The 15,380-nt window shown below is 64.8% G+C and carries 15 protein-coding genes and 1 pseudogene; 9 read left to right on the top strand and 7 right to left on the bottom strand.

Annotated elements, in window-relative coordinates:
• Positions 1-18: 18 nt before the first annotated feature.
• The 6 genes and pseudogenes from ACSKB9_RS41120 to ACSKB9_RS41095 form a co-directional block, all read right to left on the bottom strand.
• On the bottom strand, positions 19-327 hold the full coding sequence (locus tag ACSKB9_RS41120; RefSeq protein WP_438079924.1) for a BA14K family protein: 309 nt from the start codon (positions 325-327) through the stop codon (positions 19-21).
• A gap of 137 nt (positions 328-464) precedes the next feature.
• The gene (locus ACSKB9_RS41115; protein ID WP_438080615.1) at positions 465-965 is read right to left on the bottom strand and encodes a c-type cytochrome; all 501 of its coding nucleotides are present in this window, start codon (positions 963-965) and stop codon (positions 465-467) included.
• Between the two features lie 34 nt (positions 966-999).
• Positions 1,000-2,277: a sulfite dehydrogenase gene (gene soxC / locus ACSKB9_RS41110; protein ID WP_438079923.1), complete on the bottom strand. Its 1,278-nt coding sequence runs from the start codon at positions 2,275-2,277 to the stop codon at positions 1,000-1,002.
• Between the two features lie 221 nt (positions 2,278-2,498).
• Positions 2,499-2,968, bottom strand: a pseudogene (locus ACSKB9_RS41105) (DUF1801 domain-containing protein).
• Between the two features lie 160 nt (positions 2,969-3,128).
• Entirely contained in the window at positions 3,129-4,085 is a 957-nt protein-coding gene (locus ACSKB9_RS41100; RefSeq protein ID WP_438079921.1) for a catechol 2,3-dioxygenase, read from the bottom strand.
• Between the two features lie 180 nt (positions 4,086-4,265).
• Complete coding sequence (locus ACSKB9_RS41095; RefSeq protein WP_438079919.1) at positions 4,266-6,158, bottom strand: putative bifunctional diguanylate cyclase/phosphodiesterase; 1,893 nt, start codon at positions 6,156-6,158, stop codon at positions 4,266-4,268.
• Between the two features lie 398 nt (positions 6,159-6,556).
• Between ACSKB9_RS41095 and ACSKB9_RS41090 the strand changes: the two genes are divergently transcribed.
• The 3 genes from ACSKB9_RS41090 (at position 6,557) to ACSKB9_RS41080 (ending at position 9,508) form a co-directional block, all read left to right on the top strand.
• Complete coding sequence (locus tag ACSKB9_RS41090) at positions 6,557-8,305, top strand: ATP-binding protein (RefSeq protein ID WP_438079918.1); 1,749 nt, start codon at positions 6,557-6,559, stop codon at positions 8,303-8,305.
• A 98-nt stretch (positions 8,306-8,403) separates the two neighbouring features.
• The gene (locus tag ACSKB9_RS41085; protein ID WP_438079916.1) at positions 8,404-8,982 is read left to right on the top strand and encodes a peroxidase-related enzyme; all 579 of its coding nucleotides are present in this window, start codon (positions 8,404-8,406) and stop codon (positions 8,980-8,982) included.
• 13 nt (positions 8,983-8,995) lie between these two features.
• Complete coding sequence (locus tag ACSKB9_RS41080) at positions 8,996-9,508, top strand: MgtC/SapB family protein (protein WP_092085555.1); 513 nt, start codon at positions 8,996-8,998, stop codon at positions 9,506-9,508.
• Here the strand turns inward: ACSKB9_RS41080 and ACSKB9_RS41075 are convergent.
• The gene (locus ACSKB9_RS41075) at positions 9,469-10,095 is read right to left on the bottom strand and encodes a ParB-like protein (RefSeq protein WP_016848428.1); all 627 of its coding nucleotides are present in this window, start codon (positions 10,093-10,095) and stop codon (positions 9,469-9,471) included. The two genes, ACSKB9_RS41080 and ACSKB9_RS41075, sit on opposite strands and share 40 nt — an antisense overlap.
• 409 nt (positions 10,096-10,504) lie before the next feature.
• Between ACSKB9_RS41075 and ACSKB9_RS41070 the strand changes: the two genes are divergently transcribed.
• The 6 genes from ACSKB9_RS41070 to ACSKB9_RS41045 all read left to right on the top strand — a co-directional run bounded on the left by ACSKB9_RS41070 (position 10,505) and on the right by ACSKB9_RS41045 (position 15,327).
• On the top strand, positions 10,505-10,846 hold the full coding sequence (locus ACSKB9_RS41070) for a hypothetical protein (RefSeq protein ID WP_057019710.1): 342 nt from the start codon (positions 10,505-10,507) through the stop codon (positions 10,844-10,846).
• 181 nt (positions 10,847-11,027) lie between these two features.
• The gene (locus tag ACSKB9_RS41065; protein ID WP_028334296.1) at positions 11,028-11,327 is read left to right on the top strand and encodes an acyl carrier protein; all 300 of its coding nucleotides are present in this window, start codon (positions 11,028-11,030) and stop codon (positions 11,325-11,327) included.
• A gap of 9 nt (positions 11,328-11,336) precedes the next feature.
• Complete coding sequence (locus ACSKB9_RS41060) at positions 11,337-11,813, top strand: 3-hydroxyacyl-ACP dehydratase FabZ family protein (protein ID WP_438079914.1); 477 nt, start codon at positions 11,337-11,339, stop codon at positions 11,811-11,813.
• On the top strand, positions 11,806-12,990 hold the full coding sequence (locus ACSKB9_RS41055; RefSeq protein WP_438079913.1) for a beta-ketoacyl-ACP synthase: 1,185 nt from the start codon (positions 11,806-11,808) through the stop codon (positions 12,988-12,990). The genes ACSKB9_RS41060 and ACSKB9_RS41055 overlap by 8 nt, the downstream gene beginning before the upstream one ends.
• Positions 12,991-13,096: 106 nt before the next feature.
• Entirely contained in the window at positions 13,097-14,374 is a 1,278-nt protein-coding gene (locus ACSKB9_RS41050) for a beta-ketoacyl-ACP synthase (protein WP_028334293.1), read from the top strand.
• A gap of 17 nt (positions 14,375-14,391) precedes the next feature.
• A complete protein-coding gene (locus ACSKB9_RS41045) occupies positions 14,392-15,327 on the top strand; it encodes a lipid A biosynthesis lauroyl acyltransferase (RefSeq protein WP_057019707.1) in 936 nt (311 codons plus the stop codon).
• Positions 15,328-15,380 lie beyond the last annotated feature (53 nt).

Raw genomic sequence — 15,380 nt, 5'->3', positions numbered from 1 at the left:
CAAGCGCGGTGCAGGGCCTTATCGGCAGGGATGGCGGCGGCCGTCGCGGCCAAGGAAGGTACCGGACGCTGGATCGAATGAACGGTAACGCGCGCAGGCGGAAGATGGCTCCGCCGCAGGCATGGCACCGTAGGCGTTCGCCGGATTGCGCCCGCGCTGCGCGGCCTCCTGGGCCTCACCCCATGGCGTCAGGGCGCCGCCGTTGATTGCGCTGCGCCCGGGATTTTGCGCGTCGAAATATGCCGGCTCCGACATCTGGGCCGCGACCGGCGTGAACGTCATTCCCACGAGCAGCACAACGGCTGCGCCTGCCCACGACCTGGTCATGCGGCCTCTCCTATCGATCAATAAACATGTGCCGGAAGACGGCCGAGCCGCCCCCAAACGGACATAGGGACGGCAATCCTCCGGGCACAGGGGCCACGACGTCACGATGCTGCGAGCCACCCGGCCGTGCCTGCCGCTCAGTGGTTGTGCACGTCGGGCCGCGGGTCGGAGACGAAGCCGTCGCGGTTCGGCATCTTGATGGCGGCGAGCGACTTGGCGTCGAGCACCGCATTGGCCGGCACGATGCCGTTCAGGCTGAGGATGTAGGCGGACACCGCGTAGACGTCCTCATTGCTCAGCGACTGCGGCGCGTTCTGCGGCATTGCGCGGCGGATGTAGTCGAACAGCGTCGGGGCATAGGGCCAATAGCTGCCGACGGTGCGGATCGGTTTTGGGCTCGCCAGCGTGCCCTGTCCGCCGACCAGGCGGTCGCCGACGCCGCCGCCCTGCCCGCTGTCGCCGTGGCACGCCGCGCATTGCTCGCTGAACACCGTGCGGCCGCGCTCGACGCTGCCGTTGCCCGGCGGCAGGTTGGAGCCGTCACGGCCGATATCGATGTTCCAGCCGGCGATCTCGGCAGGCGCCGCCGCACGCCCGATGCCAAAGCGATCCTCGGCCTGCCCGGCAGTCGCGAGCATGGCGACCGCACTCGCAAGGAACGCCGCCTTGAGCTTACGCCTGGCCATTGGTCACCTCACCATTCGCATCGATGCGCCAGGGCCAGATCGCGTTGTTGTGGTAGAACGAGTTGAGGCCGCGCACCTTGACCAATTCCGCCAGCGTCGGCTGCACGTATCCGGTCTCGTCGATGGCGCGGCTCTGGATCACGGCGGGTTTGCCGTCCCAATGCCAGGGTAAGCGGAAGCGCGTGAGCGCGCGCGTCAGCACCGGCTCCTGCAATTCGGCCTGCTGCCAGCTCTTGCCCTCGTCGATCGAGACCTCGACGCTCTTGATCTTGCCGTGACCGCTCCACGCGATGCCGGTAATCTCGTGAAAGCCCTGCGCGGTCAGCTTCTGCCCGCCGGACGGCCGCGTGATGATCGACTTGGCTTCCATATAGAAGGTGAATTCGCGCGACGTGCCGTCGGGCATCGGGTCGGTGTATTTCGAGGTCTCCTCGCGCGAATAGGCCGGCTCGGCGACGACCTTGAGCCGGCGCAGCCACTTCACGTTCATGTTGCCCTCGAAGCCGGGCAGCAACAGGCGCAGCGGATAGCCCTGCTGCGGGCGCAGCCGCTCGCCATTCTGGCTGTAGACCAGCATGGCGTCGTCGAGGCATTTCTCGATCGGGATCGAGCGCGTCAGCGCAGCGGCGTCGGCGCCTTCGGCCACGATCCATTTGGCGCCGGCCTGCAGGCCCGCTTCGTCCAACACCGTCTTCAGCGGCACGCCGGTCCATTCCGCACAGCTCAGGAGGCCGACGAGGTCGGAGGCCGTCTTGCCGTAGGGCTTGGTGTAGACCGGATTGCCGGAGCACTCGAGGAAGTGGATGCGCGACTGCGATGGAAAGCGGCGGATGTCCTCCATCGTGAACACCAGCGGGCGATCGACCATGCCATGCAGCACCAGCCGGTGCTCGGCCGGGTCGATGGTCGGCACGCCGCCATGATGGCGTTCGTAGAACAAACCGTTCGGCGTGATGATGCCGTCGAGCTCTTGCAACGGCGTGCGGCCCGAAGCGGAGATGTATTGCGGCAGCGTCTTCGAGATGTTCTTGACGACAGCCTTCTCGTGAACCGACGGCGTGCCATAGGGCTGGCTTCCCATCGGGTCGCCGGGCGCTTTCATCCATTCCGGCACATTGGGCGGAAGATTATTCCCCTGTTCGGCAAGCGCGGTAGAACCGGCAACTCCCGATATGGCGGAGCCACCGGCCAGTGCTGCGCCGGCCTGAAGGAATCGCCTGCGAGACGCCTCTCGCACGCGCTTGTCCGTCGTGTGTTCGCTCATCGACGTTTTCCTCTGACGTTACCAGAGCATGATCCGGAAAAGTGCGAAGCGGTTTTCCGAAAAGATCATGCCAGGACAACAATCCAAAGCGCGATGGCGATTCATCGGGCTTTGGTGCAGCCTAACACCAAAGGGCTGAGGCGAGGCAATGCTCTATCGCGCAGAGCTGCATCGACAGCGCGTCGTGGCCGCTGCTTACCGGTCCTGACCTGCGTTGCCACTCACATCCGTTCGCCGGGCAATTGACTGGCTTGCTTCACCCACGCGGTGAACTGGGCTTCGTCGAGCTCGTCGTTCTCGTGAATGTCGAGATAGCGCGTGTGCTGCTGCTTGGACTCGCCCGGCGGCACCGGATGCAGCGACGCACCGCGAAAGAAAGCCACCTTGACGTAGTGCGTGAAGACATGGATGCCGAGGAACCAGCCGTCGCCTTCCATGCCGTAGAGCGGCGAGTTCCACTTCACCGCCTTGTGCACGCCGGGGACGGCACGCACGATGAGCGCGTCAAGCTTGCGCCCGACGTCGCGCTTCCACCCGGGCATCGCGGCGATATAGGCTTGCACCGGAGCATCGCCATAGCCTTTTGCGATCTGCGGATTGCCGCCCGCGAGCAGACGCGGCTTTGCAGAGCCACGCTTCGCGGCGCTCTTTTCGCCCCCTTCGCCGACGTCTTTGGCGTCTTGCCAGCCATTGTGCCCGCTCTCACCGGTTCACGTCTCGCGCGCAGCGCAGCGTGCGTCCTCTCGAGCCGGATCATATCGGTTGCGCGTCGATGTTGTCGTCAGCGAGCGCGCGTGTTCGCGGCGGCGTATCGACGCGCTCGGGCGGCGTTTCGTGCGGCGGTCTCGCATCTAGTCGATCATGGGCGGGGTGCCGTGGGTGTGGAACGACTCGATCGTCTTCAACCCCCACGCCTGTCCCTTCTTGCGCTCTTCCTCGGTCCACACGATCGGCTTCCAGTCCGGCGCGAGGATCAGGCGTGCGCCGGCGTTGGCGACCTCGACGCGGTTACCGCCGGGTTCATAGACATAGAGGAAGAAGGTCTGCTGGATCGCGTGCTTGTGCGGCCCGGTCTCGATATGCACCCCGTGCTCGAGAAAAATATCCGCAGCACGCAGGATCTCCTCGCGGCTGTCGAGCGCGTAAGTGACATGGTGAAACCGGCCGCGCTTGCCGTAATGGTCGCATGTATAGGCGAAGTCGTAGCTCTTGTTCGACATCGTCATCCACATCGCGGCTTCCGTGCCGTCGTTGAGCACGATCTGCTCGGTGGTGCGGCAGCCGAGGTAGCTTTCGAAGAACAGGCGGTTGGCCTTGATGTCGACCGCGAGGCAATTGAGATGGTCAAGCCGACGGACATTGACGCCGCGCGCCGGAAAGCGCTGCGCCTGGTTTTTCAGCGCGGGCTTCAGCTCGGCCGGCGCCTCGTACCACTCGGTCTCGTAGTAGAGCTCGATGACATGGCCGTCGGGATCGCGGCAGCGGAATGCCGGCCCCTGCCCCATGTCACCGTCGACCCAGCCGATATCGAAGCCCGAGCCCTTCAGCGCGGCAACGCGACGTTCGAGCGCCTGCGGGCTGCGCGCCCTCAGCGCCATGTGCTCCATCCCTGAAGTCTTCGACGCCGTCAGCTTCAGCGAATAGCGCTCGTAATCGTCCCAGCCGCGCAGATAGACCGACTCGCCCTCGCGGCCGCTGACGGTCATGCCCATGACGTCGACGAAGAATTTCAGGCTCTCGTCCGGCTTCGGCGTCAAAAGCTCGATGTGCCCGAGATGCGCGAGATCGAAGATCGGTTCCGGCTGCATGGACGGTCTCCTCCGTGACGACGCCGGATCGACGACTTGCGGTCGGACAGGTGAGCGGCGCGTCGATTTGTACTAGTGTACAAATGATTAGGTCACGTCAACAAATTACTGGCGACGGCAATTGCGCTCGCACGGCATTCCATCGCCGGAATCACCTCGTGAAAGCGGTCAAGGCAGGCGTCAGGCGACCGAGACGGCCTTCTCGCGATCCGACGACAGGAGCTTGCGGATTTCAGCCGATGACACCGGCCGGCTGAACAGATAGCCCTGCATCTCGGTGCAGCCGAGGATGCGCAGCAGGTTGCGCTGCTGCTCGGTCTCGACGCCCTCCGCGGTCGTGGTCATGTCGCTGGCAGCGGCGATGTTGACGACGGCTTGGACGATCGTGGACGACGCGCCGGTCCCGGCGAGATCCTTGATGAAGGCGCGATCGATCTTGATCTTGTCGAAGGGGAAGCGCTGCAGATAGCTCAGCGAGGAATAGCCGGTGCCGAAATCGTCGAGCGCGATACGGACGCCGAGTTCGCGCAGCTGATGCAGGATATCGAGCGCAGCCTCGTCGTCGCGGATCAGCACCGCCTCGGTGATCTCGAGCTCGAGCCGCGAAGGTGCAAGCCCTGTCGCGGCGAGCGCGGCGGCGACGTTGAGCGCCAGCGTCTGGCTCTTGAACTGGATCGGAGACACGTTGACCGCGACATGAACATGCTCTGGCCAGTTCATCGCCTCGCGGCACGCGGTGTTGAGCACCCAGTGACCGAGATCGTTGATCAGGCCGGTGTCCTCGGCGATCGGGATGAAATCCGCCGGCGAGATGGTGCCGCGTTCGGGATGACGCCAGCGCACCAGCGCCTCGCAGCAACTGACCTGCCCCTCCTCGAGATGGAGCAGCGGTTGATAGTGCAGCTCGAAGCTGCCGTCGGCGATCGCCTGGCGCAGTTCAAGCTCGAGGCTGCGCCGCGCCTTGGCACGTGCGTCCATGCCGGCCTCGAAGAACCGGTAGGTGCGGCGGCCGTCGCTCTTGGCTCCGTAGAGCGCGAGGTCGGCATTGCGCAGCAATTGATCGATGTCGAGGCCGTCGGCGGGCGCAACGGCGATGCCGATGCTGGCATCGGTGGTGATCATATGCCCGCTGCAGTCGATCGGCCGACGGATCGCCTGATAGATCGCAGCGAGGAGCTGCATGGTCTCGGTCTGATCGCGGACGGCGGTCTGGATCACGGCAAACTCGTCACCGCCGAGCCGCGCCGCGACGTCGGTGTCCCCAACGCAGCCGCGCAGGCGGTTGGCGATCGCCCTGAGCAATTCGTCGCCGATCTGATGGCCGAGCGCGTCGTTGACGGCCTTGAACTCGTCGATGTCGATATACATGACCGCGAGCTGCTGATCCGGCCGGATCGCCTTCAGCGCCCGCTCCAGGCGTTCGCGGAACAGCACGCGGTTCGGCAGGTCGGTCAGCGCATCATGATGCGCCATGTGGGCGATCTTGTTCTCGGTGCGCGTGCGCTCCGTGACATCCTGGATGGTCGCCACCCAGCCGCCTTCCGGCAGCGGCTTGTTGACGATCTCGATCGCGCGCCCGCCCGGCGCCTGCGTCAGCTGACGCGTGGCGCGGCCAAGCTTCACGTTGCCGATGATGGCGTCGCAGAAGTCGTCGACGTCGCCGTCGAACGAGCCCGTCTCCTGTCTGTGCGCAATCAGCCGGTGCATCGTGCAGCCGGGCTTGGCGACGTCGGGCGAAAGCCCGAACATCTCGATGTAGGGGCGGTTGCAGATGATGATGCGCGCCGATGCATCGTAGAGCACGAGGCCCTGCGGAATGTTGTTCACGGCGGTCATGAGATTGCGACGTTCGGTGGCGAGCCGCTCGTCGGAGATTTCGTGCCGCTTGAGCAACAGGAAGACGATCACGGCCATGATCGCGAATGCCGCCATCAGCAGGCCTTCGCGCTCACTCCATTGCGCGGTCGCGCTTCCGAGCAGGCTGCCGACCAACAGGCCGGCACAGAACGCCAGCCCCTTGGTCGAGCCAGCATCGGCATTTCCTGACGATGAATTGCGGTGTTCGATGCGCACGCTGATCTCTCCCAGGGCGCGGCATCGTTACGCAGCACAAATGGAAAGGTCGTTACAACTCGCAGTTAGCAATCGGTTACGCGATACCGGGCGACAGCGTATGACAAATCGCGCCCAATGCCCCGTAAACCCACGGAGCTGCCAATGCACTCCTCGGAGATGGTGAATCCCGCCTTAACGGAAAAACCGGGAAACAAACGCGGCTGTGCCGGAAAGCGACGATTCCGCCGCCGATGCGCGCGACAGCGCGTAGTCTCGCGGTACGATAGAAACAAATCGTCACCGGGAAGGTGTAGATTTAGCCGATGCGGAACCCCGGCGATTTAACGGTTTTTCCAATCCCGGGCGGGCATATTGGTCCGGACATTTAGATTTTGAGAACGAGCCAGGCTGGAACTGTGACACCCTTCGGACGTGTGATCTCTGTGCGCGGCTCGCAGGCCCGGGTTGGGCTGCTGGCGGGCGGCCAGATGCAACTTTTAGAAATGCGAGCGACCGTCGGCCGGTTCGTCAGTATCCGCTGCGCAAGTTCGGTCATCGTCGCCATGATCACCGAAGTGACGTGCGAGAACCTGCCGGCATCCGACGAATACATGGCGACCGCCTCGGTCGACCTGCTCGGCGAAATCCTGGGCGGCGACCGCCCGAAATTCCAGCGCGGCGTCACCCATTATCCGACCATCGGCGACAGCACCGACCTGATCACGAACCAGGAGCTGCGTACGGTCTATGCGCCGAGCGGCTCGGACCAGATCAATGTCGGCACGCTGCAGCAGGATCGTTCTGTCATCGCCTATGTCGACGTCGAGGAGATGCTGTCCAAGCACTTCGCGGTGCTCGGCTCGACCGGCGTCGGCAAGTCGACCGGCGTGTCGCTGCTGCTCAACGAGATCCTGAAGTCACGGCCGAACCTGCGCATCTTCCTGCTCGACGTGCACAATGAATACGGCCGCTGCTTCGGCGAGCGCGCGCAGGTGCTCAACCCGCGGAACCTGAAGCTGCCGTTCTGGCTGTTCAACTTCGAAGAGATCGTCGACGTGCTGTTCGGCGGCCGGCCCGGCGTGCCCGAGGAGCTCGACATCCTCGCCGAAGTGATCCCGATGGCGAAGGGCATCTACACCCAGTACCAGAACTCCGACCGGGTCGGTCTCGGGCTGAAGCGCATCGACCCCAAGCAGGTCGGCTACACCGTCGATACGCCGGTGCCCTATCGCCTCGTCGACCTGATCTCGCTGATCGACGAGCGCATGGGCAAGCTGGAGAACCGCTCCTCGCGCATCATCTATCACAAGCTGATCTCGCGCATCGACGCGGTGCGCAACGATCCGCGCTACGCCTTCATGTTCGATAATGCCAATGTCGGCGGCGATACCATGGCCGAGGTGATCAGCCATCTGTTCCGCCTGCCCGCCAACGGCAAGCCGATGACGATCATGCAGCTCGCCGGCTTCCCCGCCGAAGTCGTCGATTCCGTGGTGTCGGTGCTGTGCCGCATGGCGTTCGATTTCGGGCTGTGGAGCGACGGCGTCTCGCCGATGCTGTTCGTCTGCGAGGAAGCGCACCGCTACGCTTCCGCCGACCGTAATATCGGCTTCGGGCCGACCCGCAAGGCGGTGTCGCGCATTGCCAAGGAAGGCCGCAAATACGGCGTCTATCTCGGCCTGATCACCCAGCGTCCGGCCGAGCTCGATGCGACCATCATCTCTCAGTGCAACACGCTGTTCACGATGCGCCTCGCCAACGACCGCGACCAGGCGCTGCTGCGCTCCGCCGTCTCGGACGCCGCCGCCAACCTGCTGTCTTTCGTGCCCTCGCTCGGCACCCGCGAGGTGCTGGCGTTCGGCGAAGGCGTGGCGCTGCCGACCCGGCTGCGCTTCAAGGAGGTGCCGCCGCACCAGCTGCCGCGCGGCGAGGCCACCATCGCCACGGTACCGTCGGTCACCGCCGGCCACGACATGCATTTCGTCAGCGCCGTGCTGGAGCGCTGGCGCGGCGCCACCTCGCATCGCGATAGCCCGAGCGGCGACGCCAACTTCAACTCTCCGGCGCCGGCGCGCACCATGGCGCCGGCCGAGGCGCCGATGCTGCAGCCCTCGCTCGGCCTCGATCCGGACCGCTTCTCGCTTCTGAAGAAGCCGCTGCGTTAGCCGAATTCCGCCAGGGCGCCGATGCGCCTTGCGCCCAAGGCGTCATCCACTATGGTCTCGCGTGACGCCGCATCCAGGCGGCACGCCGGAACCATCTCATGACGCAGCCGACCGCAAATCGCTTCCCGACGCCCGCTCTCGACAAGCTCCCCGAGGACATCCGCGCCCGCATCCTGGCGGTGCAGGAGAAATCCGGCTTCGTGCCGAACGTCTTCCTCACCTTGGCCTATCGCCCCGACGAGTTTCGCGCCTTCTTCGCCTATCACGACGCGCTGATGGAGAAGGACTCCGGCCTCTCGAAGGCCGAGCGTGAGATGATCGTGGTGGCGACCAGCGCCGCCAACCAGTGCCAGTATTGCGTGATCGCCCACGGCGCGATCCTGCGCATCCGCGCCAAGAATCCGGAGATCGCCGACCAGGTCGCGGTCAACTACCGCAAGGCCGACATCACGCCGCGGCAGCGCGCGATGCTCGACTTCGCCATGAAGGTGAGCCGCGCCGCCGAGAAAGTCTCGGAGTCGGACTTCGCCGCGCTTGCCGCCCACGGCTTCAGCGACGACGACGTCTGGGACATCGCCGCGGTTGCGGCGTTCTTCGCGCTGTCGAACCGGCTCGCCAACGTCACAGGCATGCGGCCGAACGGCGAATTCTACATGCTCGGCCGGCAACCGAAATGAAATAGAGGACGCCTTGGCGGACTGGAGCGAGATCGTCCTGCGTCTCGGCGCGGCCACCCTTGCCGGCTGCGCGATCGGGCTCGACCGCGACCTGCGCGGCAAGCCGATCGGCCTGAAGACGCTGGGTCTCGTCAGCCTCTCGACGGCCATGGTCGTGCTGCTGGCATTGCAGGCCGTCGAGCCTGGCAAATTCACCGACGCGGTGAGCCGCGTGATCCAGGGCGTGCTGACCGGCATCGGATTCCTCGGCGCCGGCGTGATCGTGCGGCAGGGTGACCGCTTCCAGGTCCGCGGCCTGACCAGCGCCGCATGCGCTTTCTTCGCCGCTTGCGTCGGCATCGTCTGCGGCGCCGGACATTGGCCGATCGTCGTCACCGCCGTCGCGCTGGCGTTCCTGCTGTTGACCTTCGGCAAGCGGACCGAGCGGTGGCTGCACCACGCGCTCGGCGGCAGGGAGGATCAGCACGGGCCGGCGGTGGCGGCAGATCAGTCGTCAGATGCCGGCCCGCACCAGCCGGGCAAATAGACCGCGTCCTTGCTGCGGCCGAGCGCCAGTCCCTTCTCCAGCGCCTTGGCGAAATTATTCTCCACCGTCTTGCGCGGGATGTGGCGGCGCAGGAAATCGGCCCACAGGAATTCGCTGAACGGCGTCGTGTCCTTGGCAAAACCGCCCGCCCGGCGCATCTCGCCGGCGAGGCTGCGGAACGGATCGTCCCTGAGATCCTTGATCGATTTCGGAATGTCCTTGAAGTGGCGGCGCTCGCCCTTGGAATCGTAGGGATAGACCCAGCGCTTGTTGTCCATCACGCCCCAGAACACGTCACGCTCGACCATCGTGAGATCGCCGATCACCGTGACCAGGATGTCCTTGACGCCCTCCTCGTGCAGCGCACGCGCCATGTGATGGTGATCGACCACGTAGTAGCGATCGTCGGGACCATGGACGACCGGAATCATGTGCTTGCCCAGCAGTTCGGCGCGCTTCTTGTCCGACTTGTGCTCGCGCCAGCGCTTCCGCTTCTCCGTCACCTCCTGCATGCCGACCGTCATCTGGGTCGGCCGCAGCGACAGGATCGGGACCGGTTTGACGTAAGGCTCGCGCGTGTGGGCCATGATTTATGCTCCCTTTGACCGGCACTCCGGAACGGGTTCCACTATGTCATGAGCCCGCAGGCGGGTGAAAGAGTCCGGTGTGCCGGAATGGCTTCACGAAGCGGTGGGCCGATGGCCGGATGGTCCGGCCTCGGCTGTCGATACTCCCGGGCTGTCAATGCCCGGGCACGCAGCCTCAACCTCCGTGACGGCGTTGCAGCGCAAACTGTGCGTGCGCGAAGGTCGAACGAGTGTGTCGACATCGGCTTGGTCATCGCAATGCCGAACATCCCGCGCGCCGCAGCAGCCGCCTCGACAGTTCCTGGAGGTGATCGACGCATGAATACCACCTCTGCGCGCACCAAGATTTTAGGTGTGAAGTGCAGCGAACATGCTAAACATAACCGGCGACGCGACCGGACTGACAACAGTGAAGACGCAGCGGCCAATTTCCTCGGATGCCGAGCACGTGGTGCTCAAATTCCGGCCGCGTACCTCGGCGCAGCCGCCCGGCAAGCGCGAGGAGCCGCACCGAACGACGCGCCCGGCTTCCGTTGCCAACGATCTCTCTCGCTATGAGAAGCCGCGCGAGGAGCCCGACGATTTCCGCCAGCGCATGCTCGCCAACATCGCCGCCTTCGCCTTCACGGTGGCGCTCACCGCGATCGGCATCTGGCTTGCCATGAGCATCGCCGATTTGCGCAAGACCCAGGATTGCGTGCTGATGGGCCGCCGGGATTGCGCGAAGATTACGGTGATGCCGCGCAGCTAGGCTGGCCGGAACCCTGCCCAAAAACCGTCCTTGCGAGGCCGGCCAAGCTCCATTGAACTAACGGCCCTGCTCCGATATACGGGCACACGACTCCGGCACCAGCAATCGGGCATTCCGGGGCAACGCGCCCGCCTCCTCTGAGCCGACCCGGAATTACCTTCAATATATCAAAGGCTTAATGATGTCCTCCACATTCGAGCAGATCGCCAACATTATCGCGGAGACCTGCGACATCCCGCGCGACACGATCAAGCCGGAGAGCCACGCGATCGACGATCTGGGGATCGACAGCCTCGACTTCCTCGACATCGCCTTTGCCATCGACAAGGCCTTCGGGATCAAGATGCCGCTCGAAAAGTGGACCCAGGAGGTCAACGACGGCAAGGCCACGACCGAGCAGTATTTCGTGTTGAAGAATCTCGCCGACCGCATCGACGAGCTGGTTGCAGCCAAGAACGCGGGCACGGGCTCGGGCTCGTAATCGCCCATCATGCAGCTCGAGATCTTTCAGCTGATTGATCGAATCGTCGACCTCAACCTCGACGCAAGGACCATTGTCGTCGAGGCGGATGTTCCGCCCGACAGCCATTCGGTGTTCGCGGGGCACTTCCCGGGCTACCCGATCATGCCCGGCGTGCTGCTGACCGAAGCAATGGCCCAGAGCTCGGGCTGGCTGATTCTCGGTCTGACCAAGTTCGAGCGCATGCCCTTCCTCGCCATGGTCAAGGAAGCCAAGATGCGCGGCTTCGTCAGCCCCGGTTCGCTCCTGACCATTGAGGCCAAGATCGAGCACGAAGGTTCAGGCTTCGCCGTGACCTCGGCGAAGGTTCGCGTCGGCAAGGAGCTCAAGTGCAATGCCGAGCTGACCTTCCGTCACATCCCCTTCCCCAGCCCGGACTTGCGCGTGCACATGGATGCGATGGCCGCCAAGATCGGGTTTCCGCAGCAGGCAATGAGTAATGGCTGAGAAGGAAGTCTGGATCACCGGCGTAGGCCTGCTCTCCTCGCTTGGCGAGGGACTGGATGCGCATTGGGAGGCGCTCGGCGCCCGGCGCGTCAATGCCGACGAGAAGCGTCTCGCGCCATACGTGATCCATCCGATCGCCCCCGTCAGCTTCGACGCCCAGATCCCGAAGAAGGGCGATCAGCGTCAGATGGAAGCCTGGCAGCGGATCGGTACCTATGCCGCAGGGCTGGCGCTCGATTCCGCCGGCGTCAAAGGCAATCAGGAAATCTTGTCGCGGATGGACATGATCATCGCAGCCGGTGGCGGCGAGCGTGACCTCAATGTCGACCTGGCGATCATGAACGCCGACGCGCAGGGCAAGCTGCCGCCCGCCCTCCTCAACGAGAAGCTGATGAACGAGCTGCGCCCGACGTTGTTCCTGGCGCAGCTCTCCAACCTGCTCGCCGGCAACATCGCGATCGTTCACGGCGTGTGCGGGACCTCGCGCACCTTCATGGGCGAGGAAGCCTCGAGCATCGACGCGGCACGGATCGCGGTCGCGCGCATTGGAGCCGGCCAGAGTGACATCGCCTTGGTCGGCGCCGCTCATAACGGCGATCGCGGCGACCTCTTGATGCTCTATGCATTCGGCGATCTCGCCCTCAAGGACCAGCATAGCTCGGTCTGGGCCCGCAGGAACAACCCGGGTTTTGCCATCGGCTCGGCCGGCGCCTTCCTCGTGATGGAATCGCGCGAACATGCCGAGGCCCGCGGCGCAAAGCCGTACGCCAAGCTGACCAAGGTGGTCGCCGACCTTGCCCGGCGCAAGGAGCCGGGCGCCGTGACGAAGTCGCTGCAGGCATTGTGGCCGCAGCTCGGCGTCAGCGGCGACACCGGTATCCTGATCACGGGCGCGACCGGCGCCGAGCCAGCGACCGCCGAAGAGCGCGCATTCCTCAGCCAGCATGCCGGCTTTGCCGTCCGCGCCACCGGAACGACCTTTGGCCACACCATGGAGGCGCAATTCCCACTTGGGCTCGCGCTGGCCGCGTTGTCGATCTCGCGCGGCGCGCTCTATCCGGCCAACGACCCGACCGGGCTGGAGGTTGAAAAGACCGAAGCACCAACCCAAATTGTGGTGTTGGGGGTCGGCCACTGGCAGGGCGAAGGCATGGCACTGGTCGAGGCCGTCAGTTAGAGCATGATCCGGAAAAGTGTTTCCGAACATCATGCTCAAACAAACAACTAGGGTGCGATGAAGCTCATCGCGCTTTAAGTCCGGCGCAAGCACCGACGGGGAAACCATGACAGCACCACGCGATAAATTCGGCCGACCGATCGTTGTCGTGACCGGCATGGGAATCGTGACGTCGCTCGGCGGCGGCAAGACCGACAATTGGAAGCGCCTCACCGCGGGTGAGTCCGGCATCAAGACCGTGACACGCTTCCCACTCGACAGTTTGAAGACGACGATGGCCGGCGCCGTCGATTTCGTCACCGTCGACCCGTTCTCGTCGACCAGCCTGTCGCAGCGTCTGGCGGAGATCGCGACCGAAGAAGCGCTCGAGCAAGCCGGCATCGGCAGCAAGGGCGACTTTCCCGGCCCGCTGTTTCTGGCAGTCGCCCCGATCGAGACCGAGTGGCCGCAGCGGCTCGAAGTCGCGCGCGAGGTTCCGACCAAGGACTTTGGAATCATCGAATACCTGGCGACCTGCAGCGGCGGGAAGTTCGCGCACTTTCACCGGCGCTTCACCTTCGGCTCCGTCGCGCTCAACCTCGCCGAGACCTTCGGCACCAAAGGGTCGCCGATTTCGCTGTCGACGGCTTGCGCGTCCGGCGCAACCGCGATCCAGCTCGGCGTCGAGGCGATCCGCCGCGGCGAAACGGATGCAACGCTGTGCATCGCGACCGACGGCTCGGTCAATCCCGAAGCCATGGTGCGCTTCTCGCTGCTGTCGGCTCTCTCCACCCAGAACGACCCGCCGCAGGCCGCCTCGAAACCGTTCTCGAAGAACCGCGACGGCTTCGTGATGGCCGAGGGCGCCGGTGCGCTGGTGCTCGAGAGCTACGACGCCGCGATGGCGCGCGGCGCGCGCATCCTCGGCGTCGTTGCCGGCTGCGGCGAGCTTACCGATTCCTTCCACCGCACCCGCTCGAGCCCGGACGGCAAGCCGGCGATCGGCTGCGTGCGCAAGACGCTCGCCGATGCCGGAATGGAGCCCGAGCAAATCGATCACATCAACGCGCACGGGACCTCGACGCCGGAAAACGACAAGATGGAGTATCTTGCGACGTCGGCCGTGTTTGGCGAACACACCAAAAACATTCCGGTGTCGTCGAACAAGTCGATGGTCGGCCACACCATCTCGGCCGCCGGCGCAGTCGAGGCGATCTTCTCGCTGCTCACGCTCGAGCATCAGCGGATTCCGCCGACGATCAACTACGAGGTGCCCGATCCCGCGATCCCGTTCGACGTGGTCGGCAACAAGGCGCGCGATGCCAAGGTGACCGCCGTGATGTCGAACTCGTTCGGGTTCGGCGGGCAGAACGCTTCACTAATCCTGACGCGCGAGCCGGCCTAGCGCCCTCGCATCATCAGATGAAACGTCTGCTCCTTCGCACCAGGGCGCACCTGCGTGACGCCGCGAAGCCCGTGACCGACGCGGCGATCGGCGGGCTGACGATCGGCCTGCTGCGTACGACGCGCTATTTCGATCCCGAGAAGACCGCAAGGTTCTTCGGCCGCGCCGCGCATTTCATCGGCCGCCGGCTGCGCGAGGATCGCATCGGCCGCGAGAACCTCAAGGCCGCCTTCCCGGAAAAGTCGCCGGAGGAGATCGAGGAGATCCTGACGGGCGTCTGGCACAACCTCGGACGCATCGGCGCTGAATTCGCGCACATCGACCGCATCTGGGACCACGACCCCCAGAATCCCGATAAGCCGGGTCGCGTCGAATTCTCGGCGCGCAGCAAGCAGCTGTTCGACCAGTTGCGTGACGACGGCAAGCCGGCACTGTTCTTTGCCGCACATCTCGGCAACTGGGAGCTCTCTCCGATTGCCGCCGCAGCGCATGGGCTCGACGCCACCATCCTGTTTCGGCGGCCGAACATCGAAGCCGCCGACCGCGCCATCGAACGCATCCGCGCGGTTAATCTGGGCACGCTGGTGCCGGCCGGCCGCGACGCGCCGCTCAAGCTGGCGCAGGCGCTGAAGAACGGCCAGCACGTCGCGATGCTGGTCGATCAGTATTTGACCAACGGCGTTCCCGTCACCTTCTTCGGCCGCAAGACCACGGCAAATCCGCTGCTGGCGCGCCTGCGCCGGCAGATCGATTGCCCCATCCACGGCACGCGGATCATCCGCCTGCCCGACGGCCGCTTCCGCGGCGAGGTCACCGAGGAAGTCAAGCCGGTGTTCGACGCATCCGGCCAGATCGACATCCAGGGCACCATGCAGGCGATCACCGACGTGGTCGAGGGCTGGGTCCGCGAATACCCGGATCAGTGGCTCTGGCTGCACCGGCGCTGGCGGTAGGCTGGCAGCCCTACCTCGTCATTGCGAGGAGCGAAGAGCCTGTCGTCGGGCGC

This window comes from Bradyrhizobium sp. BR 1433 (assembly GCF_051547665.1).
In the GTDB taxonomy this organism is placed as follows: domain Bacteria; phylum Pseudomonadota; class Alphaproteobacteria; order Rhizobiales; family Xanthobacteraceae; genus Bradyrhizobium; species Bradyrhizobium australafricanum.
The sequence above is the reverse complement of the archived record's forward strand: the minus strand, read 5'-3'. Positions and strand labels throughout refer to the sequence as shown.

What these genes read in the sequence shown, in the direction of transcription:
- ACSKB9_RS41120 (WP_438079924.1), bottom strand. Translation starts at nt 327, where the DNA reads ATGACCAGGTCGTGGGCAGGCGCAGCCGTTGTGCTGCTCGTGGGAATG.
- soxC (WP_438079923.1), bottom strand. Translation starts at nt 2,277, where the DNA reads ATGAGCGAACACACGACGGACAAGCGCGTGCGAGAGGCGTCTCGCAGG.
- ACSKB9_RS41085 (WP_438079916.1), top strand. Translation starts at nt 8,404, where the DNA reads ATGACGCAGCCGACCGCAAATCGCTTCCCGACGCCCGCTCTCGACAAG.
- ACSKB9_RS41050 (WP_028334293.1), top strand. Translation starts at nt 13,097, where the DNA reads ATGACAGCACCACGCGATAAATTCGGCCGACCGATCGTTGTCGTGACC.
- ACSKB9_RS41045 (WP_057019707.1), top strand. Translation starts at nt 14,392, where the DNA reads ATGAAACGTCTGCTCCTTCGCACCAGGGCGCACCTGCGTGACGCCGCG.
- ACSKB9_RS41075 (WP_016848428.1), bottom strand. Translation starts at nt 10,095, where the DNA reads ATGGCCCACACGCGCGAGCCTTACGTCAAACCGGTCCCGATCCTGTCG.
- ACSKB9_RS41055 (WP_438079913.1), top strand. Translation starts at nt 11,806, where the DNA reads ATGGCTGAGAAGGAAGTCTGGATCACCGGCGTAGGCCTGCTCTCCTCG.
- ACSKB9_RS41065 (WP_028334296.1), top strand. Translation starts at nt 11,028, where the DNA reads ATGTCCTCCACATTCGAGCAGATCGCCAACATTATCGCGGAGACCTGC.
- ACSKB9_RS41115 (WP_438080615.1), bottom strand. Translation starts at nt 965, where the DNA reads ATGCTCGCGACTGCCGGGCAGGCCGAGGATCGCTTTGGCATCGGGCGT.
- ACSKB9_RS41060 (WP_438079914.1), top strand. Translation starts at nt 11,337, where the DNA reads ATGCAGCTCGAGATCTTTCAGCTGATTGATCGAATCGTCGACCTCAAC.
- ACSKB9_RS41100 (WP_438079921.1), bottom strand. Translation starts at nt 4,085, where the DNA reads ATGCAGCCGGAACCGATCTTCGATCTCGCGCATCTCGGGCACATCGAG.